Genomic DNA, 23244 nt, shown 5'->3' with positions numbered 1-23244 from the left:
TTTTTTGCAGGATTTTATGCAAAATTATTTCTGTAGGAGACTGCCTCCCGGTAAATCTCCTCCTCATCCAACGTCTGGATCTGGTAGTCTCTCATGAGTACCTTTCCCCCACACACTGAATCCCTCACGTCGCCGGCCCCCACGCTCTCCAGCACTGTGTTGGCCATGTGCCCGTACACAGCCATGTAGATCCGCTTCCTGTCAATTCCTATGATATCGGCCCTGGCTCCAGGCAGGATCCTCCCGTCTCTGTCCGGGTCTCCTCCCAGGCATGCCTGTCCGCCCCGGGTGGCCATGTCGAGTATGGTCCTGGCCGGCATGATGGCGGGCTCCGACAGGGGCACGCCCCAGGTCAGGTTCATGACGGACCGGAAGATCTTCATCTCCTGGAACAGACTCAGGCCCCCGTGGGCAGCCCCGTCTGTCCCCAGCCCCACCGTAATACCTCTCTCAAGGAGCTCCGGTGTCCGGGGCGCGGCCTTGCCGCAGTTGCTGAAGGGACAGTGGCAGACCTTCACTCCCCGCTTTTCCAGCAGACGGATCTCACTCTCCGACAGGAGCAGGCTGTGTGCCCCCAGGAAATCCGGCCCCAGCACACCCAGGCTGTCCAGATACTCGTAGGGGCGCAGCTGCTTTCTTTCCATGTAAAAATTGATCTCTCCCGGGTACTCGTTCATGTGGGCCTGCAGCATGGTCTGGTTTTCCTTCGCTCTCTCAGCCGCCATGAGGATCAGTTCCTCCGAACAGGATATAAGAGATCTGAGAGAATAGTAAACTTTTAAATTTTCTTGTCCATGAAATTCTTTATATAGTTCATCCGTTTTTCGAATAGCTGTCTCCGCATCCATGGCGATGGACGCAGGCAGACCCTTCTGGTCCATGGTGGAGTAGGAGAGGACTCCCCGCAGCCCACTGCGGGCATAGACGCCTGCTGCCTCCTCCATAAAATAGCTGCCCGCGTCGATAAATCCCGTTGTCCCCGCGTGGATCATCTCCACTGCCGCCATCCGGGCGCTGAGCCTCATCTTCTCCGGTGTCAGGGTACTCTCGTAGGGCAGCATGATACGTGTCCAGATCATGGGCATCTCATCCAGCACTCTCCCCCGCAGGAGCTGCTGCCCTGTGTGCATGTGGCTGTCCACAAGCCCGGGCATGTACACGCAGCCTCTCCCGTCCAGCTCCTCCTTCCAGTCATAGCTTTTCCTCAGCCTTTCGGCCGTGTCAATTGCTTCTATTCTTCCGTCCTTTATGAGGATACTTTTTCCTTCCACCAGCTCAAAATCTTCATCCAGATAATCGCTGTCCCGGATCAGAAGATCCGCTTCTATTTTCCTATCCATTTCTTTCTCCCTATCAAACTCACACTTGCAATGGTCCGCAATAGTTTTTCAGTATCATCCATCTATATAGCGTTGGTCAGTGACAGGACGATCTGCGCAATGCAGGCTGATCCTAGAAAGGTGCCTGTCATGACAAGTACGCCCACTATGATCATCTTCCAGCCCTGCTTTACAAAGGATTTGATCTGATCCCCGATGGAGATGCCCGCATAGGCTCCCACCAGTGTGAGGGGCGCTGTAAAATTGATGCTGTTCGCCGACGCGATGACGAACTCCCTGGCCGGACATAAGGGGCTTGCCACGAGCAGCCCGATGATGGAGCAGTAGGCCACGATGGGCAGGCGCAGAGGCACCAGCTTGCTGACTACCACTGCGGCAGCGGAGATGCCTAGTAAGATGAGGATTCCCGGAAGGGACTCCATAAAGCCCACATCAAACCCGATAAAGTTGGCCAGGGCAATGCCAAGTCCTGATATAACTAATAAAATTCCCCACTCTGCGTATCTCATCTATCTTTCCTCCTCTGTCTTTTTTCTGCTCTCCAGCACCTCGCTTGGCTCCCGACGCAGCCGAGCGATGGGCGGCTCCAGCAGCTGATACAGCTTCTTCGTCAGCGGTATGCCCACAAAGATCGCCACATAGATGCCGGTGATTCCGGATATGGTCTCGCTGGTGCTCGCCAGAGCGGACAGCTCCGCCGCCATATTCGGGTAGATGAGAGCCAGGCTGGCTGTAGCGCTGGCCATGAGAATGCCGGCTCCCACACCTGAGGCCATGCCCAGAGCGTAGGGATGGAAAATGTGAAGCGCCGCCACCATGGTGGTCATGAAGCCAAAGTAGATCGTTCCCACCATGCCCCCGACTACATAGATAGACAGGCTTCCTCTCGTCTCCGGCGAGTCCGGACCGAACATGTCCGTGATCAGAGCCAGGTTGGACTCTCTGTTGATGGAATGGGTGGCTCCGATGGCCTCCCTCTTCAGGCCCAGGAGCAGGGCAAAGGGAAGGGCCAGAAAAATGGTTCCCAGATTGCCGATCTCCTGCAGAATCAGGGCAGGCCCTGCCGAGAGGATCACTTCAATGCTGGCTCCTGCATTGATGCCCAGCTTAGCGATAAAGGGACAGATGGCCACGATGACCAGCTTGGACGCCGCCTTTACCTCCTTCTTATTAAAGATCTTCAGCACCTCCGGCCCTGAGATCACTCCCATGATGAGGGAGTAAAAGATCGGGAACAGGATCAGCGTCCCCGGTCCAAGCGGAACCTGGATCTGTCCGATGCTGTCCGCGATCACGATAAACACAAATGCCAGAATAAAGATCTTGTACTCCGCCTTCAGTCTGGCCATGGTAGATGGATAAGCGTAGGTCTCCTTTTTCATCTCATTTCTCCTCGTTCTATTAAGAATTCTTATAACATCCACGTATTATATAAGAATAACTTGTATAAAAAAAGGACAAATGGACTGTTTTTGATGTATACTGTAAAAAAAGAGGGGGATTTGTCATGACACTGTCAGAACTGCTCATAAGAGTACCGGAACTGGAAAATTATATCCGCTATATGCCCGATGAGCTGCGGGACCGCTGTACGGTCCGCACCTATCCGCCCGGAACCATCATCCACCAGAAGGACGCCGAGCTGGACTACTTCGGCATTGTCTGCGAGGGCTATCACCGGGTCATCAATGAATTTGAAAATGGAAATGTTTTTATGATCGAAAGAAACGATCCCATTGACTTTGTGGGGGAGGTGGCCATCCTTGCCGGAAAGCCCCGCACCTCCGTCACCTTAGAGACCACCACAGAGTGCACGGTTCTGTATTTCTCCAGAAAGGATTTCGAGAACTGGATCTCAAAGGACATTCATTTTCTGCGGCTGGTGTCCCAGAAGGTGGCCTACAAGCTGTACCGCTCCTCCTACAACCGGGGCAACCGCCTGTTCTACCCGCCCCAGCATCTTCTTCTGGCCTATATTCTCCAGTACATAGAGGAATACGGCTCCTGCGTTGTAAAAAGGACCCGGGAGGAAATACACGAGGAGACCGGCATCTCCGTGAAGACGCTGAACCGGACCATCCGAAAGCTGAAGGAGGAGGGGCTTGTGGGAATCACCAAGGGGAAGGTGTCCATGACCAGGGAGCAGCAGGCGATGGCCAGGGAATATCTGAAGAGAGAGTAGACAGATCATGTCCACAAACTGCTTCCCGCACTCAAATGTGGGCTTCAGCTTTTTCTTCCCAACAGCCAGGAAAGGGACAGATCTCCCTGTCCCTTTCTTAGCTGCTCTTTATGTATTTTTATGCTGCGTATATTTCTTTTCCCGCTCCTATGCCATCACAGACTTCATAGCCTCTGCCAGCTTGTCTTTCTCGGCCTGGGCCTCTGCCAGGTCCTTTCCGAGCGTTGTGTAGTAGATCTTGATCTTTGGCTCTGTACCGGAGGGACGCACGATCACTGTCTCGTTGTTCTCCAGCTTGTAGATCAGCACATTGGCTGACGGAAGTCCGGTCTCCTCAGGCTTTGTGTAGTCTGTCACACTGGCCACCTTGTACCCGGCGATCTCTGTCAGCGGGTTGTCCCTTAAGCCCTGCATGATGCCTGCCATCTTGTCCATGCCGCTCAGTCCCGGGAACTCGAAGCTGTCCACCTTGTTGAGGTAGCGGCCGTACTGCGCATAGATTTCTTCCATCCTTTGCTTCAGAGAGCTTCCGATGCTCCTGTAGTAAGCTGCCATCTCACAGATCAGCATGGAGCCGATGACAGCATCCTTATCCCGCACATAGGGGCCTGCCAGATATCCATAGCTCTCCTCAAAACCGAAGATGAAGCGGTCCACTTCGCCTGCTTCCTCCAGCTGTGCGATCTGGTCACCGATCCACTTAAATCCTGTCAGCACGCTGCGCAGCTCCACGCCGTAATGCTCTGCCACCGCGTCGGCCAGCGGTGTGGACACGATAGACTTCACAGCCACCGCATTCTCAGGCATGGTTCCCTTCTCAATGCGCCCCGCACATATGTAGTCCAGGAGCAGCACGCCCACTTCATTTCCGCTCACCAGCTCGTAGGAGCCATCCGGGCACTTCATGGCAATGCCCACCCGGTCTGCATCCGGGTCTGTGGCCAGCATCAGGTCCGCACCTGTCTCCTTCGCCAGGTTCAGTCCCTGCTCAAGGGCCTCGAATATCTCCGGATTGGGATAGCTGCATGTGGTAAAGTATCCGTTGGGGTATTCCTGATCCGGAACAATGGTGATGTCTGTCACACCGATATCCTTTAACACCTGTGTCACCGGAACAAGTCCTGAGCCGTTTAACGGGCTGTACACAAGCTTCAGTCCTGCTGTCCTGCAAAGACCCGGACGAACCTGCCTGGACTCGATGGCATCGTAGAGAGCTCTCTTGCAGTCATCGCCCACAAAGCGAATCAGCCCTTCCTCTACGCCGGCTGCAAAAGACATGTATTTTGCCCCAGTCAGCACATCTGTCTTCTGTATCTCTTCATACACGATGGCCGCCGCATCGTCTGTCATCTGGCAGCCGTCCGGCCCATAAGCCTTGTAGCCGTTGTATTTTGCAGGATTGTGGGAGGCTGTCACCATGATACCTGCATTGCAGTTATAGTAACGGGTCGCAAAGGAGAGCGCCGGCACAGGCATGAGCGCGTCGTAGATCCGCACCTTGATACCATTTGCAGCCAGAACCCCTGCCGCGTTCTTTGCGAACACATCGCTCTTGAGACGGCTGTCATAGCTGATGGCAACAGTCTGTGTGCCTCCCTGTGTCTTTACCCAGTTGGCAAGGCCCTGTGTAGCCTGCCGTACTACATAGATATTCATACGGTTTGTTCCTGCTCCCAGCACGCCGCGCAGTCCGGCTGTGCCGAATTTCAGCGCCACAGCAAAGCGCTCCTTTATCTCCTCGTCATTTCCCTCGATCCGGGCCAGCTCAGGATGAAGATCTGCATCCTCCAGGTCCGCTTCCAGCCAACGCTTGTAATCTTCCTGATACATTTTTACCACTCCTACTACTTGCTTATTGATTTTTTTGTGTAAAAATTACAACACTTAGTAATAATATACCATGTTTACCGCTGAACGGCAATCAATATATCGCCCCCTGGCAGGAAATTATGCGTGGGGGATGTCCGTGTACTCGCTGATCTCCCGGCTGATGGTGCACAAATCCTCCACAGACAGGTCATGGAGATCCGCATGCCCTGTGATCCGGGCGAACATCTTCAGCTCCTCCAGGGAGACGTTCAGAAAGTTGGCCACCCTGGCTGCCGCCGCATCCTCGTGGAGCCGGGCCCGCAGGTCCTGATCCTGGGTGGCGATGCCCATGGGACACATGCCTGTTCCGCAGATCTTATACTGCTGACAAGCCATGGCAATGAGGGCCGCGGACGCCACTGCCACCGCGTCCGCTCCCATGGCGATAGCCTTGGCGAAATCCGAGGACACCCTCAGTCCGCCGGTGATGACAAGGCTGATGTCCGAGTGGATGCTGTCCAGGTATTTTCTCGCCCTGTGGAGGGCATAGATGGTGGGCACACTGGCAGAGTCTCTCAGGAGCTTCGGAGAGGATCCGGTTGCCCCGCCTCTCCCGTCTATGGTGATGAAATCCGGCTCCGCGTACACGCAGAAGGCCAGATCCCTCTCGATCCTTCCGGCCGCTATCTTCACGCCGATGGGCCGCCCCTCGGAGGCATATCGCAGCTGAGTGATCAGATTTTTCAAATCCTCCTTTGTCTCAATGCCGGGAAATCTGGATGGCGCGATCACATCCTTTCCCATAGGCTTATTCCTCACCTGACTGATCTCACGGGTCACCTTTTCCCCCGGGAGATGGCCCCCCATGCCCGGCTTTGTCCCCTGCCCGATCTTGATCTCTATGGCATCCGCGTTTCTCAGATTTTCCGGCGTTACGCTGTAGAGGTTGCCCACATACTCAAAGATGTACTTATCGGCTGCCTCCATCTCCTCCGGGAGTATTCCCCCCTCTCCCGAGCACATGGCGCTTCCTGCCATGGCCGAGCCTCTTGCCAGGGACATCTTTGCCTCCCTGGAGAGGGCGCCAAAGGACATGTGGGATACATAGACCGGATTTTCCAGCACCAGAGGCCTGGCCGCATACTTTCCAATCACTGTGGTCGTCCGGACAGGCGCGTTCTCATCCAGAGGCATGGGATCCAGCTGGGCTCCCAGAATGAGAATATCGTCCCAGGACGGCATAGGCAGCTCCGTTCCCATGGAAGCTGAGATGCTCTTCCCAGTCACCGCCATCTCGTGAATTTCCTTCATGTACCTGCAGGACTCGTCCCTGCGCACAAACTCCTTCGGATAGTCCAGCTTCAGCTCCTTTTCCCGGGGCGGCTCCGCACCCTGCTCCTCCTCGTAGACCGCAAACTTCTCCGTGGGCTGGTGACAGACAGGACACTCCTTCAGCCTGGAGAAAGGCGCTTTCTCCCGCTCCTCATCGTAAATATACCCACACACCGTGCATCTGTACTTTGCCATTCCTTCCACCTCCTGAAATGTATTTGTTTCCGTTTTATTTCGTCTTTTATCTCTGATAGCTTCAGTATAGCATGATTTCTCCCCGCCGCAAACTGGACTGGTCACTTTTTACAGTTTTGGCTATTGCTGACCAGTTCACTTTCTGTTATATTTCCAATACAATCTACAAATCAGGAGGCGGTATTTAGTCATGAAACGAATTGTTACTCTTCAGGATATTTCCTGTGTGGGGCGCTGCTCAACCACAGTGGCCCTCCCTGTCATCTCAGCTATGGGCGTGGAGTGCGGCATCCTCCCCACGGCGGTTCTCTCCACCCACACCATGTTCCGGAATTTCACCTGCAAGGATCTGTCTGACCAGATCGATCCCATCTCCGATGCCTGGGAGAAGGAGGGCATCTCCTTTGACGGGATCTACACCGGGTACCTGGCCTCCGGCCAGCAGTGCGGTCAGGTCAGAGAGTTCTTTGAGCGGTTCCGCACAGAGAAGAACCTGATCCTTGTGGATCCTGCCATGGCGGACAACGGAAAGCTCTACCCTGCCTTTGACGAGAGCTTCCCCGCCTCCATGGCAAAGGTCTGCGCAGGTGCGGATGTAATCCTCCCCAACATCACCGAGGGATGCCTTCTCACCGGCATGCCCTACCGGACCGAGTACGACGACTCCTACATCACAGAGCTTCTGCAGCGGCTCCTGGAGCTGGGATGCGGCGCAGCGGTCCTCACGGGAGTCAGCTATGAGCCGGACAGACTCGGGGTGGCCAGCCTGGACAGCAAGGGGAACGCCTTTTCCTACTTTACAAAAAAATGTCCCCAGAGCTATCACGGTACAGGGGATCTCTATTCCTCCACCGCCTTCGCAGGACTGATGCGGGGACTCTCCCTGGGCGATGCCCTTTCCCTGGCAGCGGACTATGTGGTGGCCTGCATTGAAGCCACCGCCAGGTCGTCCGAGGCCAGATGGTACGGTGCGGAGTTCGAGTCCCAGATCCCTTGGCTGTGCAGGGAACTGGAGGAGAGACTTGGGAAAGAGAGATAAAAATAACCTGGTCGGTTTTTCGGAACCTGACCAGGTTATTTTTAGATTTAATCATACTGCACCTTCACCTTCTTTATACTGTCCAGCACCTTGTCAGCATCAAAATACAAATTGTTTAAAATAGGTTCCAGATCAATATATTTATGTTTATATTTTGCTGTAATAGGAATGTGAAGTCAAACTTTTTTCTTCCGGGAACAAAAAAGTTTTCCCTACTGCAAAAAACAGAGCCCCTGCAAACGCAGAAGCTCTGTCCTCATCCCGTTCCCTGCAGGAATCGAACCTGCACTTGATCCTTAGGAGAGCTCCAACCTATTGTCACTCTCTGTCAATCTGAGGTAAGGTAAACCCATATGGGACACTATATAAAACTGTTTCCGATTCAATTCGAGTTATTCTGAATACCCCCTTTGTCAAGCTCTGTAAAGCTCTGAAAGTTAGCTGTTTGTTTGCTCCAGCTAATAATCGGGGAATGCCTTGATATTACCATCGACATCTGTTATATGACCACCATGCTTTGTACGTTCGATCATGGTAAACAGTATTCAATTAAACTTCCTATCGAAAGCACAAGATATTTTCTTGTCTATAAATAATATAACGCATACGAGACGGTTTGTCCATGCGTTTTTGACTGGCAAATTTTATTCAGTAAAAATATCTGTAACCTTTTTTGTAACTGAATCTCCATCATTCCATCATCAAATGATGGAGATTCCAATAGATATGATGGAGATAGACAATTACTTCATCGTCTTCGCCAGTGAATTGAGCAATGCCCGCATCTCCGGATTTGCCAAGACTTTTGCCAGAAGTTCCGGATCAACTTCATCGGCAACAGTATTATTATTTTCCTGCTGTACATGCATCTGTGGATCCAGATTCTTTTTCTCATAAAATGCTTCTTCAAAAAGCTCTGCATTTTTCCTTCTATCATCATCCAGAATATGAGAGTACACATCCGTAACCATATTGACCTGAGCATGACCGGAATCACCCTGTACCGCTTTGATGTCCCCACCATTCAGTTTCAGCTTATAAGTAACGCTGCTATGACGGAAACTGTGAAACACAACCGGTGGGAGATTATAGTCCTCAATCAGTTTCTTTAAAGGACCACGGATTGCTCCATCACCAAGAGGAAGCCCAAAGGTACTTGCCATAACCAGGTTATAGTCCATATATTCATCACCAAGGATTTCTTTCATTTCATCCTGTTCAGCTTTCCAGTCTACCAACATATTAGCGACACTCTTTGGTAAGAATATCTTACGCACACTGCTTTCTGTCTTTGGTGTTTTCAGAATACGGACCGTAGAATTCTTCTTATGATTTGTCGGGAATACCAACAACACATCTTTTCCATCCAATGCATTCAACGATTCTTTTCTTATACGCTGTGATTCTTTGTTGATGAAGACATATGCACGGTTTTCTTCAATTGCCTCAGGAGAAATATCTACACAATCCCAGGTAAGACCAAGCAGCTCACCAAGTCGTAAGGAACATGAAAAGGATAGATTTATTGCAAGCTTTAATCGCTCATCTTCACAGACACTGAGCGCATACATCAATGTATCCGCTGTCCAGATGTCTCTTTTTTGAGATTTATGTTTTGGTACAGTCGCATGGGTGCAAGGATTCTTCTCCATCAATTCCCATTTCACTGCCTGCTCAAAACAGTTTCTAAGCAGCTTATTAACATCCCTGACCGTACTGGACGATACAAACTCATTTCGACTGGTTTTATTTAACGGATTGATAACAGCACGCCTCTTCAAAAGACTCTGATAATATCTTTCGATGAATCGGGTATTGATCTCTGAGAGCTTTGTATCACCAATGATCGGAAGAATATAGTTGTTGATAAGAGAGACATTCCCTTCATATGTAGAAAGCGCCCAGTTTTCTTTTCCATACAGTGCAACATATTCTGTAATAAGCTCGTCCAATGTTTTGCATTTACGGACGACAAATGATCCCATCTCTTTTTTATATTCAATTTCTTTTTTTCTTCTTTTAGCTTCGGCTTTTGTTTCATAGGTTTCCCATTTCTGTTTTCTCTCGCCTTTTTCATTCGTATAAGAATAGATTACATTGAATTTTCCGTTTCGTTCTCTTATTGATGCCATATTATTGCATGCTCCTTTCCAAATCTCTTTGTTCCATCCAGTCCTCAAATTCATCCCGAAGGATCCTAACTCGACTGCCAACTTTTATTACTGTGAACTTTCCTTTATCCGCCCACTTGTTGATCATGCTTCTGCTGACCTTTGCCAGATAGGAGGCTTCATCAAAAGTAAGATACTTTATATTTCCATTGCTTCCTCGTATTCCGGTTTGTGATAATTTCTTCCGCCGGAAATTAGCCAGGGCAATATTCTGTTCCTGTGCAAGTTCTTCATAATCATTCGATGGATCCAGCTTATAACAATCCTGACCTTCCAGGAATTTTTGAAAACTCTCTTTTGTGATTCTTTTCTTTTCTGCAATCACAATGAATTCAAAAAAATGACTATACTTTGGATTATCAAGAATTGCATATACTGAGCTTCTGGTTGTTCCTAGCAGCTGTGCCATCTCCGGCATCGTAATAGTTGCCTCTTCCAGAAGAGCATCTTTTTCTCTGTCTTTCTTTGTCCGATACCGGGACTGGCTTTTATACCAGTTCTGAAAAGATTCTTTTGGTATTCGTTTCCAGTAATCGACAATAACAGCTTCCATTTGATTTTTCTTGAGTAAATCATAAACAAGATAATCATCAACCCCCAACAGATCTGCGACTTCCTTAACGGAATAGGACCAGGATTTTAATTCTTTTCCCGGTTCTTCTCCGGTAACTTTATGATATTTAATCTGATTGGCATACCATTTTTCAAAGCTGGCAATGTTGATTCGTATCTTTCCGGCAATCTCTTTAGATTCAAAAACATTTTTATGCACCAGCCAGTATCGATCTGTCTTTTTTAATCCCAGCAGCTTTCCCATTTCCGGCACTGTCATCCAGGTCCGCTTTTGTGTTGGACGCCGTTTGTAAGGACTTTCTTCGGATATCTTCGAAATGATTTCTTCAACATCATCCATTTCCGGAATTTCTTTTTGTTTCATAATTGCTGTTGCCATTTATTCTTCACTTCCTGTCTTTTTAGCGTTAGTGTTTTTTCTTATATCATATCTCAAATCCAGATAAAAATTTAGGATGTCGATTGCAGGCAAAATCTGCCTGATCAACATCCTATTTTTTACTATTCCAAGTTATCGAGCCAGTCATCGAAACTCTTCTTAGAGATGCGATACTTTCCGCCATCCAACTGAATCCACCGGAATTCCTTTTTCTTTAAAAGGTTATAAATAGTAGGTCTGCTGACTCCTAAGATTTCCTGTAACTCTTGTACTGTATAACATCTTTTCTCTAACATTTCTTTATCCTCTTTTCTTTGAAATATGAAAGAAAAATTATTCCTTCATATAACGAAACGCTCAGAGCTTGTTTTACAGTGGTCAAAAGCAACTTTTTTTACTTTTTTTCTTACGAGTTTTCTTGCGAGTTTTTTTTAATACCACTCGTAAGAAACTCGTAACATTAGATTTCTGCATTTTTCCTGAAATTAAGTAAAGAAAAAGAGCATATGGAATTGAATCCATACACTCTATGATTTCACAGTCGAGTAGACTAAGACCTCTCAATCTTAGCCCCTCACAGATCCGGACGTGCGGCTTTCCCGCATACGGCTCTTCATAGTAACATTTGCTTCAATATAAACAATAGTACGTTTTCCCTCCATCGGCATTGCCCGATTTCTACAGTACCATGGGATTGTCCGACCACCTACCATTCATTTGAAATCCTCCGTTTTCAGTTGCAACTCCATACTCTTCTTCGAGAAATGGCAGGTTCTCCCCAGTTGATGTGTATTCACAATATAAAACATGATTGGTTTCTTTTCGGAATTAATAAATTTTCTTTCTCATAAAATCTGATATTATAACTTGTAATTCCAGTTCGTTTTTCAACATCTTTTATCTTCATTACAGCCTCTTTTATGTTTCGTATTTTTTTATTGCATACAATGTCCCTGACTGCTATAATTTACATCATGGGTGCTATCATAACGGTAGGCGGTTAGTCCTTCAACAGAGGGACTGTGACCCTCTGATTACATAGAAACTCGAAAGAGAATCCACTGGAAAGGAGGGCTAAGCCATGAGTATTGTTGATTTTATTGCAGTAGTGAGCTTCGGCTTAACCTGCTTTGGTCTTGGATATACCTTTGGCAAGGATAATAATAAACCACAAAAATAGCCGCCCTGGTCTGGTAAACTAAGCGGCAATTTTTGTCAAAACATATATCGGACTAACCGTCTATCGGTAGCACTCTTTTTCTATAATCATATTAGCACGCATGTGTGAAAATGTCAAAAATTTTCTTCATTCTTGGTTATTAATCTCCTTGATCAACTGTACTGCCTTCTCTGCATCATCGGTTTTCACGAATATATCCACACCATATATTCCAAATCCAGGTGCCCCATGCATTGCAACATTCGCACCTGCTTCCTGTGAAAAAGCTGCTATTCCATTTTGCTTTAACATTTCTACGAGTTGTTCTGTCTCTACTATATTCTGTGCATTATAAATTTTTGTCCATTCTGCCTTAGATATGGAAGTTTCCTTTTTCTCCTGAACATTTGACGAATTCTGGTTTCTTTTTCGATTAATAAATGCCAAGAGCCTAAGAACAATAAATGCCACAATAGTAATACCAATCAGAAATCCCACTGCTAATCGTGTTACCTGTGTTTCTGTAGCTCCCATTCTAAATAAACATATGCCATAGATGACTGTAAAAATTCCTGCACATATCACACTGGTGAAAAAATCGCGCCATATAGTAGCACTTTTGGGCAAACATTTATCCCATATTCCATTGTACACCATAATAGAAGCATACAGAATTCCTCCTACCAAAGCAGTTGCTGTCTCTCCTAAAACCAAGCGAATATCCACCGTTAATAACATCTGAATAATAATCGCTAACACACTAATCACAAACATTGATGCAAATGCAAGATTTCCAGCCTTTAATGCTTTTTGTTTCACCCATTCTTCATACACCGCCACTTTGTCCAGTGTTTCTTTCATCTCTTTATTCATAGTCTGGCTCCTTTCTCCATCCAGGAGCTCTCTTATCTCAACATCGTAATACTCAGCAAGTTGAACAAGTATACTGAGATCTGGCATATTTATTCCTGTTTCCCATCTGGAAACTGTTCTTGCAGATACCTCAAACTTCTCGGCAAGCTGCTCTTGCGTAAGATTCTTTTCTTTACGACATTGCTTTAAAAAAGCTCCAATCTTTTTTGTATCCATGTCTCTACCTCTCTTCCACTTACAGCTTACCAATATATAGCAAAATTACCACGACATAAAACGAGAATCCGCTAATTTTCAATCGGACATCATATGTCTAAAACAAATAAACGGTATTTTCACCCCGAAAACATTCTATTTTTCTATAAATTAACTTTCTCTTTTATGTCTATCTATAAGCAACAGAATAAACATAACAAACCATATCGCCCATGCAATTAAACAACCAGTTCCTATATACCAAATATCTATAATCATTCCAGCAATAAAAGGAAGTGACATAAGCATCATTCTCTTCCCATATGCCTTACACATAGCATTTTCATCATATTTTTTTCGTTCTTCTGCAGATTTCATATTATAACCAGACAAGAAGTTGGATGCTTGTCCTTTTGACCTATAAAACCATATTCCAAATAAAAGCATAATTACTGCCATTGCAAAATCAAAAATAATATAAATATAGAACATATAATGCTTCCTTTCAGTCGATTCCACAAACTTGAAGTTATTGATCTTCTGAATCCAATCCAAGTTCTTTCAGCTCTTTTTCGTTTTGGATATCTTCAACAGTTTTCTTTCCAGTGATTGCACTGTAGGCTTCTTTGATGCCATTTTTCACTGCCCATTTGATAACGAAATACAGCGCAATCAAAATAACAATTGCGGTTCCTCCACTTATACCTAATTCATTCCACATAATTCAATCCTCCAAATTCCGATTTCTATTTTCGTTTCCATAGCATAGTGTACTCTTTTTCACCAGTAGCTTCATCCAAGCCTTCACATTGAATAATGAACCCTTCTCTTTGGTAAAAAGAAATTGCTCTGGCATTCTTCTGGTATACATTTAATCGTAAGTTAACTTTTTTATCCTTAACATAATCTAATAAAAGCTTACCTATGCCACATGACTGCATTTCATCGGAGACAAAAATACCTTCGATATATTCAGCATTTAGTCCTACAAATCCTTGAATCATTTTATCATCTTCATACACATAGACTTCGGATTGTGACATCATTTCTTTCACTAATTCATAATTACTTTTCCAGTATTGATTGGAAATAAAATAATGTGCTTTCAGATTTGTCTTTAACCATATGTCAGCAACTCTATCGATATCTCCGTTCAGCAACTTTCTAATCATAACAAATATTCTCCACAACTACATCCTTTATGCTTTTCTCTTTTTTTCATTCTATCACAAGCTCACCATTAATCATCATTTTTTTTGATATTTTTTCTTTTCCCCCACTGTAAAACAGCCTCTGAGCGTTTCGTTATATAGAGGGGTACACATACAGAGCAAGATCCACCCATGTTTAACAGTATTGCCGTTTGGCATCCTGTCATCCTATGGGATTTATCTTGATGGGGATCTCCCCATACCCTCTCAATAACAGACGTTTCACTCGTCTGTTGGTTCCACCTGAAGGTGTTCACAGCACTATTTCTAATATCGGAAGGGACAGCCGATATTGAAATACATGGACTCCCGGTGGGAGGAATAGTCTCAGCGGAAGGAGGAGTATGAGAACAAAAAACAAAGATAAAGAACTGAATCACAGACATTTTATAGGATTACGTCTTACAGATGTCGAACTGGATTTATTAGACCAAGGCGCTGCTTGTTTATCTGTTAGCCGATCAGAATATCTGAGGAAACTTCTATTGGAAAAGCAAATCCATCATCAGATTGAAGTTGTTGCAGACATGAATGATCTCAGAAAACTGGTCAGTGAATATGGAAAAATCGGATCGAATCTCAATCAGATCGCCAAGCATTTTAACAGTGGTGGCAGTCAGTCTCGTGCTATAGAAAATGAAATCCATCAGTGCATCACGGACTTATTCCTATTGAGAAAAGAGGTACTGAAACTGGCAGGTGGTATGAATGGCAATCGTAAAACACATTAAAAGCAGAAATGCAAATTACTCGGCTGCTATCAATTACCTTCTGTTTGAACATGATGAAAAAACCGGGGAAAAGATTGTAGATGAATCCGGACGAAGCATCCTACGAAAAGAGTTTTATATGGATGGGCTGAACTGTGATCCGATGTCTTTTGACAAGGAATGTGAACTGACAAATGCTCATTTTCATAAGAATAAGAAACGTGAAGATATCAAAAGTCACCACTACATTATCAGCTACGATCCAGCAGATGTTACAGAAAATGGACTTACCGGAGAGAGAGCACAAGCAATCAGTTTGGAACTTGCAAAGCAGATGTTTCCCGGATATCAGGCACTGGTAGTTACTCATACAGATGGTCACAACGAATCCGGAAATATCCATACCCACATCGTCATAAACAGTGTGAGGAAAACTGCAGTGGAAAGGCAGCCATATATGGATAAACCACATGAAGAAGCTGCCGGATACAAGCATCGTTCCACAGATAAATTCATGAACACTTTTAAGAAAAGTGTCATGGATCGGTGCCAACAGGAAGGACTTCACCAGATAGATCTTCTTGCACCGGCTGAGAAAAAAATCACTCAGAAAGAGTATATGGCACAGAAACACGGACAGCAAAAAATGGATGAGATCAATCAGAAAATCATCGAAGATGGTCTCAAACCAACATCCACTGTGTTCCTTACACAGAAGGAATATTTGCGAAATGCGATTAATGAATGTGCTGCCACTTCCAATAGTTTTGATGAATTCCAATCCAAACTTCTGGAACAATTTCAGATTTCTGTAATTGAGCATCGTGGCAGATACAGCTATCTTCATCCTGATCGACAGAAGAGGATCACTGAACGTGCACTTGGAACACGATATGGAAAAGCACACCTGGAACAGACCTTCTTACGCAAGGATCCACTGACCATTCTCTACGTCAGATCTCACCTGCGCCTGGTTGAAAATCTCCAGACAAATGTGAAAGCAATGCAGAGCCCAGCTTATGCTCATCGGGTAAAACTTTCTAACCTGCAGCAAATGGCAAATACCATTATCTATGTGCAGGAGCATGGATTTGATACACAGTCAGATCTGAAAAACACATTGCTTGCATCAAAGCAGGAACTGGCTGAACTGCAGACACAGTTTACTCAGCATCGATCCAATCTAAGAATCCTAAACGAGCAAATTCGTTATACCGGACAGTACTATGCAAATAAGGAAGTTTATTCCCAGTTTTCAAAAGCAAAGTACAAAGGAAAGTACCGGAAAGAACATGCGAAGGAAATTCAGAAATATGAAGAAGCCAGAGATTGGCTGAGATCCTTTTATCAGGATGGAAAGATGACAAGCCTAAAAACCCTGACTTTACAAAAAGAAAAACTGCAACAGCAGATAGCTTCCGAAGAAGAAGCAATAAGCAGCTTGAAAGAAAAATTAAAAGATCTGGATACTGCCGATCAGAATGTTGATGCCATTCTTCAGATGCAGATACCAGAACCAGTAAGATCAAAAAACAAAGATCTCGAACGATAACTATCACAAAACAAAGGAGGAACTATCACATGACACAAGAAGAATTTAATATTGTATTTGAACTTCAGATGAGAAAGTGTGCCGATATTCTGGCACATAAAAAGAAAGAATATACCGGTGACAATATTGACCGCCTCAGTGCATTCAAGATTGCTGCCGCCTTACAAAACTGCGATCCAAAAGCAGCACTGGCCGGTATGATGTCGAAACATGTCGTATCCCTTTACGATATGTGTTATTCCACTCTGTTACATTTTGACATGGAACAGTGGGATGAAAAAATCACAGACTGCATCAATTATCTGATCCTTTTAAAAGCTCTGGTAAAGGAGGAACAGGCCTATGGATCACATTGAAACAGCTATCTTAAACTGCTATGGAATCCGGGAAGCAGAACAGAATATGGTCTTTGCTGCCAGACTCACACAACACGGTCATACGATCCAGAACATGGCAGATCTGATGGATCTTTACCGTCAATCCTACAGTCAGAAGACTGTAGAAAACATTGCAGGGCTTCCGCATCCAACCGTGCAGAAATTCATGGTCATTACCGTAGCTGTTGTTGGTGCAAGCAGACGCTTCCTGGCACAGATCACAAGACATCAGAATGAAGTAAAGTACATGAGTGCATCTCTGCAGTACAGCAATTATTCCGGTCATGCTGCATTTGCTATTCCATATGGAATCATGAAAGCAGATAAAGAAATCCAGGATATTTACAAGAAAAGCTGTCAGTCAGATCTGGATCATTATGCAGAGCTTTGTGCCTTAGGCATTGATCATGATTCAGCCGGATATGCCACACCTCAGGGACTTCGAAACGTACTGATCATCAGCGCGACACCTTACCAGTGGAAGCATATGATTGGTCAGAGAACCTGCAGAAGGAATACGGATGAAACCAGGATTGTGATGCTCTATATCTGGCAAAGATTGTACAAATTAAGCCCGATTCTTTTTGCACCAGATCTGACCGGTCCATTCTGTCAGAGAGGAAGCTGCATGGAAAAACAGATGTCCTGTCAGAATCCCATTTCAAAACTTTGGATGCCTGCAGATATCTTAAAAACAGATTATCCATTGCTGATCCGGAAGGAGATGAGCAGCCATAAAGATTAAACTGATTGACTTTGGTCTGAAAGCAGATCATCATCCATTCCGGCCACATGAAAATGATGCCGGTGCTGATGTATTCATGCCTTATGATTGCGTATTAAAACCAGGCGAGGTTGCAAGAATTCCGCTTGGATTCGGTCTCATCATCCCAGATGGATTTGCCGGATATGTCTTTCCACGAAGCAGCATGGCAGCAAAAGGACTGGTATGTGAACTTCCACCGATTGACTCCGGTTATCGTGGTGAAATCCATGCCATTATAAGCAACGTGAGCACATCTTCTCAGACCATTCATAAAGACACACGCGTCGGTCAGCTGGTGATTACACCGGTCGTGATCGCAGATTTTGTCCTGGACCTTGGTGAAGAACGAGGAACTGGGGCATTCGGAAGCACAGGAGAATAATACTATGATTACATTTGGAAGAAAATTAAAACACTTAAGACAAAAAAATCATCTCACCCAAAAAGAACTTGGCATGGCTGTTGGATTTCCCGACAGCTGTGCTGATGTCCGGATTGCTCAGTATGAGAGTGATGTCCGAACACCGAAAGAGGATCTTATGAAGCTCTTCGCATCAACACTCGGTGTTCCGGTTGAACTCTTTACCGTACCGGTACTCTCAGAACCCAGGGAGTATGAGGCGGCGGAGTATTGGAGGTATGAGTTAGGGGCGGAACTAGATTAAGTGTCGTATACTGTAATGAGGCAACGGATTATCCGCTGCCTCTCTTTTATCATTTTAGGGGTAATAATTGAAAATAACCTGTATTGAGCAATCCTCTTTTTCTGCGCTTTATCTACATATCTATATATTTCACTTTATTTCTGTTCCATCGATAAGAAGCACATATTTATCCGGATTATGAACAAGATCATAATCTTTTCCATATTCAATCGGTCTAAATTCTATTTGCATAATGGATTCGCCATTTTCGATATCTTCTTTCCAAGAATATACGGTCATATCAAGGCTGGTTGCATATCCATGATCTGTAGAAAATTTTATTGAATGAAATGAATTCTCTTTGTACATTTTTAAAAGCAGTCTTGCAAATGCTTCTTTATCAGAAATATTTTTTCTGTTAGCAACTACTGTAAAATTTTCATCTCTATTCATAGAAAAACTGCCAACTACATCTGGCTCACCTTCTTTATACTTTAATAAGCTTTTTCCAATTATCATTCCAACAATAATCGAAAAAACGATAGCAACAAATACAAGTGTTATATTATTTTTCTTCATTTTATTAAGTTCCTTAGAATTATATAGTTGAATTAAATCTGTATTTCAAATAAAACGCCTACAAAGTGGGCGTTTTATTATCTTAATACTATTTAATTTTTTTCATTTCTTCAACAAACTGTTCTTGTGTAATTCTCGCATTTAATACATTTTTTCCTAAAAACAATTCATCTTTATCACATGTAGCAAAACATGATTTTACCCAATTAACTTTTTTATTTAATTTTAAATAATGTATGAAACCAGATAAGGAGAAAACGTAAATTGTGTTAATGATAGCAGACATGAGTATGGAGTGAATATCTTATTTGGAGGAAAAACAAATGGTACAATCAATCTTTGAGGAAATGGGCGGCAGATACGAACGGCAAGGCGAATACATTTTACCCTGCCTTACCATACCACCCGAAAAGGAACAGTCGATAGACTTATTCGGACGGCGGCACTTGGACTATCTGCGGGAGTACCGCAAAATTACATACACCAATCTTCTCACAAGCGGCAGGCTCAATGCTTACCTTGCCGACATTGACAGACAGGCACAGGAACACTTTGAACGGCTCATAGAGGGCATGAAGCAAGCACAGGGCATAACGGAATGCCTAAAGGAAGAAAACGCCTTAGAATGGACTGGAAGAACGAATAACATAAGGGCTTGTGCGAGGGAGATTGTGGAAAAGGAAATTATTTTTGCATAAACAGATGATTAGTGGCAGGGGGAAATCCTGCCGCTTTTTCTGCTTTAGTTTGTCAGCTTGACAAATAAAGGGTTAAGGAATATAATTAGATTCAGTATTATACAAGGAGTTAATAAATATGCGGCAAGGTATTCTTAAATAAACTGTCAATTTGATAGTGGGAACAAAAAGTAGCAGTCCCGTTTCACTTTTAATATGGGGCTTAGTTTTTTGTACCCAGTTTAAGAATACTTTTATCATGTAATTTTATATGCCCGAAAACATATAAGTGTTTTGGGGCTATTGGAGTTATTTACCCAGTGATAGGAGTATTTATCACTGGGTATTTTTATGCCCTTTTTTGGGTGTTGATAGGAGGAAAATCACATGAAAATAATTAACTTAGGCATTCTGGCTCACGTTGACGCAGGAAAGACAACATTAACGGAGAGTTTATTGTATACCAGTGGTGCAATTGCAGAACCAGGGAGCGTAGATAAAGGCACAACAAGGACAGATACAATGAATTTGGAGCGTCAAAGGGGAATCACTATCCAGACAGCAGTGACATCTTTTCAGTGGGAGGATGTAAAAGTCAACATTATAGATACGCCAGGCCATATGGATTTTTTGGCGGAAGTATACCGTTCTTTATCCGTATTAGACGGAGCAGTATTATTAGTTTCTGCAAAGGATGGCATACAGGCACAGACCCGTATACTGTTTCATGCACTACAGACAATGAAGATTCCGACAATTTTTTTCATCAATAAAATTGACCAAGAGGGGATTGATTTGCCAATGGTATATCAAGAAATGAAAGCAAAGCTTTCTTCGGAAATTATAGTGAAGCAAAAGGTTGGGCAGCATCCTCATATAAATGTAACGGACAATGACGATATGGAACAGTGGGATGCGGTAATTATGGGAAACGATGAACTATTAGAGAAATATATGTCAGGGAAACCGTTTAAAATGTCAGAACTGGAACAGGAAGAAAACAGGAGATTCCAAAACGGAACGTTATTTCCCGTTTATCACGGAAGCGCTAAAAACAATCTGGGGATTCGGCAGCTTATAGAAGTGATTGCCAGTAAGTTTTATTCATCAACGCCTGAAGGTCAATCTGAACTATGCGGGCAGGTTTTTAAGATTGAATATTCAGAGAAAAGGCGGCGTTTTGTTTATGTGCGTATATATAGCGGAACATTGCATTTGAGGGATGTTATTAAAATATCTGAAAAAGAGAAAATAAAAATCACAGAGATGTGTGTTCCGACAAACGGTGAATTATGTTCATCCGATACAGCCTGCTCTGGTGATATTGTAATTTTACCAAATGATGTTTTGCAGCTAAACAGTATTTTGGGGAACGAAATGCTGTTGCCGCAGAGAACATTTATTGAAAATCCTCTCCCTATGCTCCAAACAACGATTGCAGCAAAGAAATCTGAACAGCGGGAAATATTGCTTGGGGCACTTACAGAAATTTCAGATGGCGACCCTCTTTTAAAATATTATGTGGATACTACAACGCATGAGATTATACTTTCTTTTTTGGGGAAAGTGCAGATGGAAGTCATTTGTGCCATCCTTGAGGAAAAATACCATGTGGAGGCAGAAATAAAAGAGCCTACTGTTATATATATGGAAAGACCGCTTAGAAAAGCAGAATATACCATCCACATAGAAGTCCCGCCAAATCCTTTCTGGGCTTCTGTCGGGTTGTCCATAGAGCCGCTCCCTATTGGAAGTGGAGTGCAGTATGAAAGCAGAGTTTCACTTGGATATTTAAACCAATCGTTCCAAAATGCGGTTATGGAGGGGGTTCTTTATGGCTGCGAGCAGGGGCTGTATGGATGGAAAGTGACAGACTGTAAAATCTGTTTTGAATATGGATTGTATTATAGTCCTGTAAGTACCCCCGCAGACTTTCGGCTGCTTTCCCCTATCGTATTGGAGCAGGCTTTAAAAAAAGCAGGGACAGAACTATTAGAGCCATATCTCCACTTTGAAATTTATGCACCGCAGGAATATCTCTCACGGGCGTATCATGATGCTCCAAGGTATTGTGCAGATATTGTAAGTACTCAGATAAAGAATGACGAGGTCATTCTGAAAGGAGAAATCCCTGCTAGATGTATTCAAGAATACAGGAACGATTTAACTTATTTCACAAATGGGCAGGGAGTCTGCTTGACAGAGTTAAAAGGATACCAGCCAGCTACTGGTAAACTTATTTGCCAACCCCGCCGCCCGAATAGCCGTATAGATAAGGTTCGGCATATGTTCCACAAGTTAGCCTAACAGCTTGCATAAGTCGTATAAAATGAGATTTGAAAGGATTAGAAGCTAATTATGATGAAATGCGAATGGATATTATGTCCTGTTTGTGGGAGCAAAACCCGTAATAAAATTAGGAAGGACACTGTTTTGAAGAATTATCCCCTTTATTGTCCAAAATGCAGACAAGAAAGATTGATTAAAGTTGACAACTTGAAGATAACTGTCATCAAAGAGCCAGACGCTTAAGACGCAGAGCCGATGAAATTGTGGAACAATTCACGAATCATCGGCTCTTTTTGTTTCGTATTTGAAAGAACAAACTCACCAAATAAAAAAAACGATATTCGGGTGGGTTATTTTGTTATACCCTAAATTACCCTCTGAATTTGTTTTTAAATTTGGAGGGTTTTTATGTTCCTTTTTTCGGGCGGTTGCCCATCTGCTTATATAAAGCAAAGTTTATTTATACATAGCACATCAGGGAATGGCGGGAAGCCAGTTAAAAAAATCCCTGCCAGTGCAACGGTACTTCCCACCATGAAGGTAGAAGTACAATCTCCATACAACAGAATTAGTATTTCCCATAACCGTAAAGGTCACAAAGCCTTTGCGGTTTTTCTTTTGTCGTTTTTGGTTGGAAAGTGCCGCAGGACTATTATTGGTGTTAAGTGTCGTTCGCCGCCTTTCAATCTGGATTTTTATGTTTTCAAAGATTCAGATTGATTGGAGGAAAAAAGAATGGCATATAACAACGGACGTGAGGACAGGAAGTGGCGTATCTGGAAAGAAGCCGAGGAAAAAGTGTTGCGGGAACATGGAGTTGATGAAGCTACCATCGAACAAATCCGTATTGACGACAGGGCAGACTTTAATTCCAACAGGCGGTTTTACCATTGGACAAGCGATTTCGGGGAATACCTTGAGGGAATGGCAGACAGGGAACAGTCAGCCGAAGTAAAGACCGTTGAAGATTTACTGGATGAAATCGAAGATGAAAATCTGTATCAGGCATTACTTACGGTGGACAGGCGTACACTGCAAATCGTTCTGCTGAAAATGAAAGGGTATTCCACAAAAGAGATTGCCCCGCTTGTGCATTTAACGACGGGTGCTATCTATGCACGGTTAGACCATCTTAGAAAAAAGTTGCGGAAGATTTTATAGTCATCTAATACAGCATGCTTTCTTATGGGCT

Annotated in this window: 26 protein-coding genes; 12 read left to right on the top strand and 14 right to left on the bottom strand. The window is 44.3% G+C overall.

Annotation, left to right across the window (positions count from 1 at the left end; all coding sequences use genetic code 11):
* Positions 1-14 precede the first annotated feature (14 nt).
* From NI21_RS0110180 to NI21_RS0110170, 3 genes are all read right to left on the bottom strand, one after another.
* A complete protein-coding gene (locus NI21_RS0110180; protein WP_033126112.1) occupies positions 15-1340 on the bottom strand; it encodes an amidohydrolase family protein in 1326 nt (441 codons plus the stop codon).
* 62 nt (positions 1341-1402) lie between these two features.
* Positions 1403-1849, bottom strand: coding sequence for a hypothetical protein (locus NI21_RS0110175; RefSeq protein ID WP_033126111.1), 447 nt, complete (start codon positions 1847-1849; stop codon positions 1403-1405).
* Positions 1850-2722: a DUF3100 domain-containing protein gene (locus tag NI21_RS0110170; protein ID WP_033126110.1), complete on the bottom strand. Its 873-nt coding sequence runs from the start codon at positions 2720-2722 to the stop codon at positions 1850-1852.
* A gap of 125 nt (positions 2723-2847) precedes the next feature.
* On the opposite strand from NI21_RS0110170, the gene NI21_RS0110165 reads away from it, so the two are divergent.
* Positions 2848-3522: a Crp/Fnr family transcriptional regulator gene (locus NI21_RS0110165; protein ID WP_033126109.1), complete on the top strand. Its 675-nt coding sequence runs from the start codon at positions 2848-2850 to the stop codon at positions 3520-3522.
* A gap of 147 nt (positions 3523-3669) precedes the next feature.
* Here the strand turns inward: NI21_RS0110165 and NI21_RS0110160 are convergent, their stop codons facing one another.
* On the bottom strand, positions 3670-5352 hold the full coding sequence (locus NI21_RS0110160; protein WP_033126108.1) for a phospho-sugar mutase: 1683 nt from the start codon (positions 5350-5352) through the stop codon (positions 3670-3672).
* A gap of 117 nt (positions 5353-5469) precedes the next feature.
* Positions 5470-6858: a glutamate synthase-related protein gene (locus NI21_RS0110155; protein WP_033126107.1), complete on the bottom strand. Its 1389-nt coding sequence runs from the start codon at positions 6856-6858 to the stop codon at positions 5470-5472.
* A gap of 190 nt (positions 6859-7048) precedes the next feature.
* Between NI21_RS0110155 and NI21_RS0110150 the strand changes: the two genes are divergently transcribed.
* Positions 7049-7897, top strand: coding sequence for a pyridoxamine kinase (locus tag NI21_RS0110150; protein ID WP_033126106.1), 849 nt, complete (start codon positions 7049-7051; stop codon positions 7895-7897).
* Between the two features lie 743 nt (positions 7898-8640).
* Here NI21_RS0110150 and NI21_RS0110145 read toward each other — a convergent pair.
* From NI21_RS0110145 to NI21_RS0110115, 8 genes are all read right to left on the bottom strand, one after another.
* Entirely contained in the window at positions 8641-10029 is a 1389-nt protein-coding gene (locus tag NI21_RS0110145; RefSeq protein ID WP_195274737.1) for a tyrosine-type recombinase/integrase, read from the bottom strand.
* 1 nt (position 10030) lies between these two features.
* Positions 10031-11020 (bottom strand): helix-turn-helix domain-containing protein, encoded by a 990-nt coding sequence (locus NI21_RS0110140; protein ID WP_033126104.1) that lies wholly within the window; start codon positions 11018-11020, stop codon positions 10031-10033.
* 122 nt (positions 11021-11142) lie between these two features.
* Complete coding sequence (locus NI21_RS0110135; protein WP_033126103.1) at positions 11143-11316, bottom strand: helix-turn-helix domain-containing protein; 174 nt, start codon at positions 11314-11316, stop codon at positions 11143-11145.
* 497 nt (positions 11317-11813) lie between these two features.
* Positions 11814-11927, bottom strand: coding sequence for a MerR family transcriptional regulator (locus NI21_RS16445; RefSeq protein ID WP_081019418.1), 114 nt, complete (start codon positions 11925-11927; stop codon positions 11814-11816).
* A 399-nt stretch (positions 11928-12326) separates the two neighbouring features.
* A complete protein-coding gene (locus tag NI21_RS0110130; protein WP_033126102.1) occupies positions 12327-13268 on the bottom strand; it encodes a helix-turn-helix domain-containing protein in 942 nt (313 codons plus the stop codon).
* A 150-nt stretch (positions 13269-13418) separates the two neighbouring features.
* Positions 13419-13739: a DUF3784 domain-containing protein gene (locus tag NI21_RS0110125; RefSeq protein ID WP_008373534.1), complete on the bottom strand. Its 321-nt coding sequence runs from the start codon at positions 13737-13739 to the stop codon at positions 13419-13421.
* A gap of 37 nt (positions 13740-13776) precedes the next feature.
* Positions 13777-13968, bottom strand: a complete 192-nt coding sequence (locus NI21_RS0110120; protein WP_008373533.1) for a DUF6019 family protein — start codon at positions 13966-13968, stop codon at positions 13777-13779.
* A gap of 25 nt (positions 13969-13993) precedes the next feature.
* Positions 13994-14419 carry a GNAT family N-acetyltransferase gene (locus tag NI21_RS0110115; RefSeq protein ID WP_033126101.1) on the bottom strand — a complete coding sequence of 142 codons (426 nt, stop codon included), beginning with the start codon at positions 14417-14419 and terminating at the stop codon, positions 13994-13996.
* A gap of 383 nt (positions 14420-14802) precedes the next feature.
* Between NI21_RS0110115 and mobC the strand changes: the two genes are divergently transcribed.
* The 6 genes from mobC to NI21_RS0110090 are packed head-to-tail and all read left to right on the top strand — an operon-like array spanning position 14803 to position 18528.
* Complete coding sequence (gene mobC / locus NI21_RS0110110; RefSeq protein ID WP_005334781.1) at positions 14803-15189, top strand: plasmid mobilization relaxosome protein MobC; 387 nt, start codon at positions 14803-14805, stop codon at positions 15187-15189.
* Positions 15167-16720: a relaxase/mobilization nuclease domain-containing protein gene (locus NI21_RS0110105; protein ID WP_033126100.1), complete on the top strand. Its 1554-nt coding sequence runs from the start codon at positions 15167-15169 to the stop codon at positions 16718-16720. The genes mobC and NI21_RS0110105 overlap by 23 nt, the downstream gene beginning before the upstream one ends.
* 29 nt (positions 16721-16749) lie before the next feature.
* On the top strand, positions 16750-17076 hold the full coding sequence (locus NI21_RS0110100; RefSeq protein ID WP_003864545.1) for a hypothetical protein: 327 nt from the start codon (positions 16750-16752) through the stop codon (positions 17074-17076).
* A complete protein-coding gene (locus NI21_RS0110095) occupies positions 17063-17842 on the top strand; it encodes an FAD-dependent thymidylate synthase (RefSeq protein WP_033126099.1) in 780 nt (259 codons plus the stop codon). Before NI21_RS0110100 ends, NI21_RS0110095 begins: the two co-directional genes overlap by 14 nt.
* Positions 17832-18245, top strand: coding sequence for a dUTP diphosphatase (locus NI21_RS16440; RefSeq protein ID WP_055057065.1), 414 nt, complete (start codon positions 17832-17834; stop codon positions 18243-18245). The genes NI21_RS0110095 and NI21_RS16440 overlap by 11 nt, the downstream gene beginning before the upstream one ends.
* A gap of 4 nt (positions 18246-18249) precedes the next feature.
* Positions 18250-18528: a helix-turn-helix domain-containing protein gene (locus tag NI21_RS0110090; protein ID WP_003864548.1), complete on the top strand. Its 279-nt coding sequence runs from the start codon at positions 18250-18252 to the stop codon at positions 18526-18528.
* A 129-nt stretch (positions 18529-18657) separates the two neighbouring features.
* Here the strand turns inward: NI21_RS0110090 and NI21_RS0110085 are convergent, their stop codons facing one another.
* A complete protein-coding gene (locus tag NI21_RS0110085; protein WP_033126098.1) occupies positions 18658-19086 on the bottom strand; it encodes a hypothetical protein in 429 nt (142 codons plus the stop codon).
* 323 nt (positions 19087-19409) lie between these two features.
* On the opposite strand from NI21_RS0110085, the gene NI21_RS0110080 reads away from it, so the two are divergent.
* The 4 genes from NI21_RS0110080 to NI21_RS0110070 all read left to right on the top strand — a co-directional run bounded on the left by NI21_RS0110080 (position 19410) and on the right by NI21_RS0110070 (position 23213).
* Positions 19410-19784, top strand: coding sequence for a TnpV protein (locus NI21_RS0110080; protein WP_015535394.1), 375 nt, complete (start codon positions 19410-19412; stop codon positions 19782-19784).
* Positions 19785-20150: 366 nt separating this feature from the next.
* Positions 20151-22070 (top strand): tetracycline resistance ribosomal protection protein Tet(O), encoded by a 1920-nt coding sequence (tet(O), locus tag NI21_RS0110075; protein ID WP_008399617.1) that lies wholly within the window; start codon positions 20151-20153, stop codon positions 22068-22070.
* A gap of 51 nt (positions 22071-22121) precedes the next feature.
* Complete coding sequence (locus tag NI21_RS16435) at positions 22122-22295, top strand: cysteine-rich KTR domain-containing protein (RefSeq protein WP_071705139.1); 174 nt, start codon at positions 22122-22124, stop codon at positions 22293-22295.
* Between the two features lie 492 nt (positions 22296-22787).
* Positions 22788-23213, top strand: coding sequence for a sigma-70 family RNA polymerase sigma factor (locus NI21_RS0110070; RefSeq protein WP_033126097.1), 426 nt, complete (start codon positions 22788-22790; stop codon positions 23211-23213).
* Positions 23214-23244: the final 31 nt, after the last annotated feature.

Origin of the sequence: Eubacterium sp. ER2 (assembly GCF_000765215.1) — a bacterium.
Classification (GTDB): domain Bacteria; phylum Bacillota; class Clostridia; order Lachnospirales; family Lachnospiraceae; genus Claveliimonas; species Claveliimonas intestinigallinarum.
This window is presented reverse-complemented; position numbering and strand designations above follow the sequence as displayed.

Coding starts and splice junctions, on each gene's coding strand:
- NI21_RS16435 (WP_071705139.1), top strand. CDS start 22,122: ATGATGAAATGCGAATGGATATTATGTCCTGTTTGTGGGAGCAAAACC.
- NI21_RS0110145 (WP_195274737.1), bottom strand. CDS start 10,029: ATGGCATCAATAAGAGAACGAAACGGAAAATTCAATGTAATCTATTCT.
- NI21_RS0110155 (WP_033126107.1), bottom strand. CDS start 6,858: ATGGCAAAGTACAGATGCACGGTGTGTGGGTATATTTACGATGAGGAG.
- NI21_RS0110100 (WP_003864545.1), top strand. CDS start 16,750: ATGACACAAGAAGAATTTAATATTGTATTTGAACTTCAGATGAGAAAG.
- NI21_RS0110165 (WP_033126109.1), top strand. CDS start 2,848: ATGACACTGTCAGAACTGCTCATAAGAGTACCGGAACTGGAAAATTAT.
- NI21_RS0110130 (WP_033126102.1), bottom strand. CDS start 13,268: ATGGATACAAAAAAGATTGGAGCTTTTTTAAAGCAATGTCGTAAAGAA.
- NI21_RS0110180 (WP_033126112.1), bottom strand. CDS start 1,340: ATGGATAGGAAAATAGAAGCGGATCTTCTGATCCGGGACAGCGATTAT.
- NI21_RS0110150 (WP_033126106.1), top strand. CDS start 7,049: ATGAAACGAATTGTTACTCTTCAGGATATTTCCTGTGTGGGGCGCTGC.
- NI21_RS0110140 (WP_033126104.1), bottom strand. CDS start 11,020: ATGGCAACAGCAATTATGAAACAAAAAGAAATTCCGGAAATGGATGAT.
- NI21_RS0110090 (WP_003864548.1), top strand. CDS start 18,250: ATGATTACATTTGGAAGAAAATTAAAACACTTAAGACAAAAAAATCAT.
- NI21_RS0110085 (WP_033126098.1), bottom strand. CDS start 19,086: ATGAAGAAAAATAATATAACACTTGTATTTGTTGCTATCGTTTTTTCG.
- NI21_RS0110160 (WP_033126108.1), bottom strand. CDS start 5,352: ATGTATCAGGAAGATTACAAGCGTTGGCTGGAAGCGGACCTGGAGGAT.
- NI21_RS0110115 (WP_033126101.1), bottom strand. CDS start 14,419: ATGATTAGAAAGTTGCTGAACGGAGATATCGATAGAGTTGCTGACATA.
- NI21_RS0110135 (WP_033126103.1), bottom strand. CDS start 11,316: ATGTTAGAGAAAAGATGTTATACAGTACAAGAGTTACAGGAAATCTTA.
- NI21_RS0110095 (WP_033126099.1), top strand. CDS start 17,063: ATGGATCACATTGAAACAGCTATCTTAAACTGCTATGGAATCCGGGAA.
- NI21_RS0110175 (WP_033126111.1), bottom strand. CDS start 1,849: ATGAGATACGCAGAGTGGGGAATTTTATTAGTTATATCAGGACTTGGC.
- NI21_RS0110105 (WP_033126100.1), top strand. CDS start 15,167: ATGGCAATCGTAAAACACATTAAAAGCAGAAATGCAAATTACTCGGCT.
- NI21_RS0110070 (WP_033126097.1), top strand. CDS start 22,788: ATGGCATATAACAACGGACGTGAGGACAGGAAGTGGCGTATCTGGAAA.
- mobC (WP_005334781.1), top strand. CDS start 14,803: ATGAGAACAAAAAACAAAGATAAAGAACTGAATCACAGACATTTTATA.
- NI21_RS0110080 (WP_015535394.1), top strand. CDS start 19,410: ATGGTACAATCAATCTTTGAGGAAATGGGCGGCAGATACGAACGGCAA.
- NI21_RS16445 (WP_081019418.1), bottom strand. CDS start 11,927: ATGAAGATAAAAGATGTTGAAAAACGAACTGGAATTACAAGTTATAAT.
- NI21_RS0110120 (WP_008373533.1), bottom strand. CDS start 13,968: ATGTGGAATGAATTAGGTATAAGTGGAGGAACCGCAATTGTTATTTTG.
- NI21_RS0110125 (WP_008373534.1), bottom strand. CDS start 13,739: ATGTTCTATATTTATATTATTTTTGATTTTGCAATGGCAGTAATTATG.
- NI21_RS0110170 (WP_033126110.1), bottom strand. CDS start 2,722: ATGAAAAAGGAGACCTACGCTTATCCATCTACCATGGCCAGACTGAAG.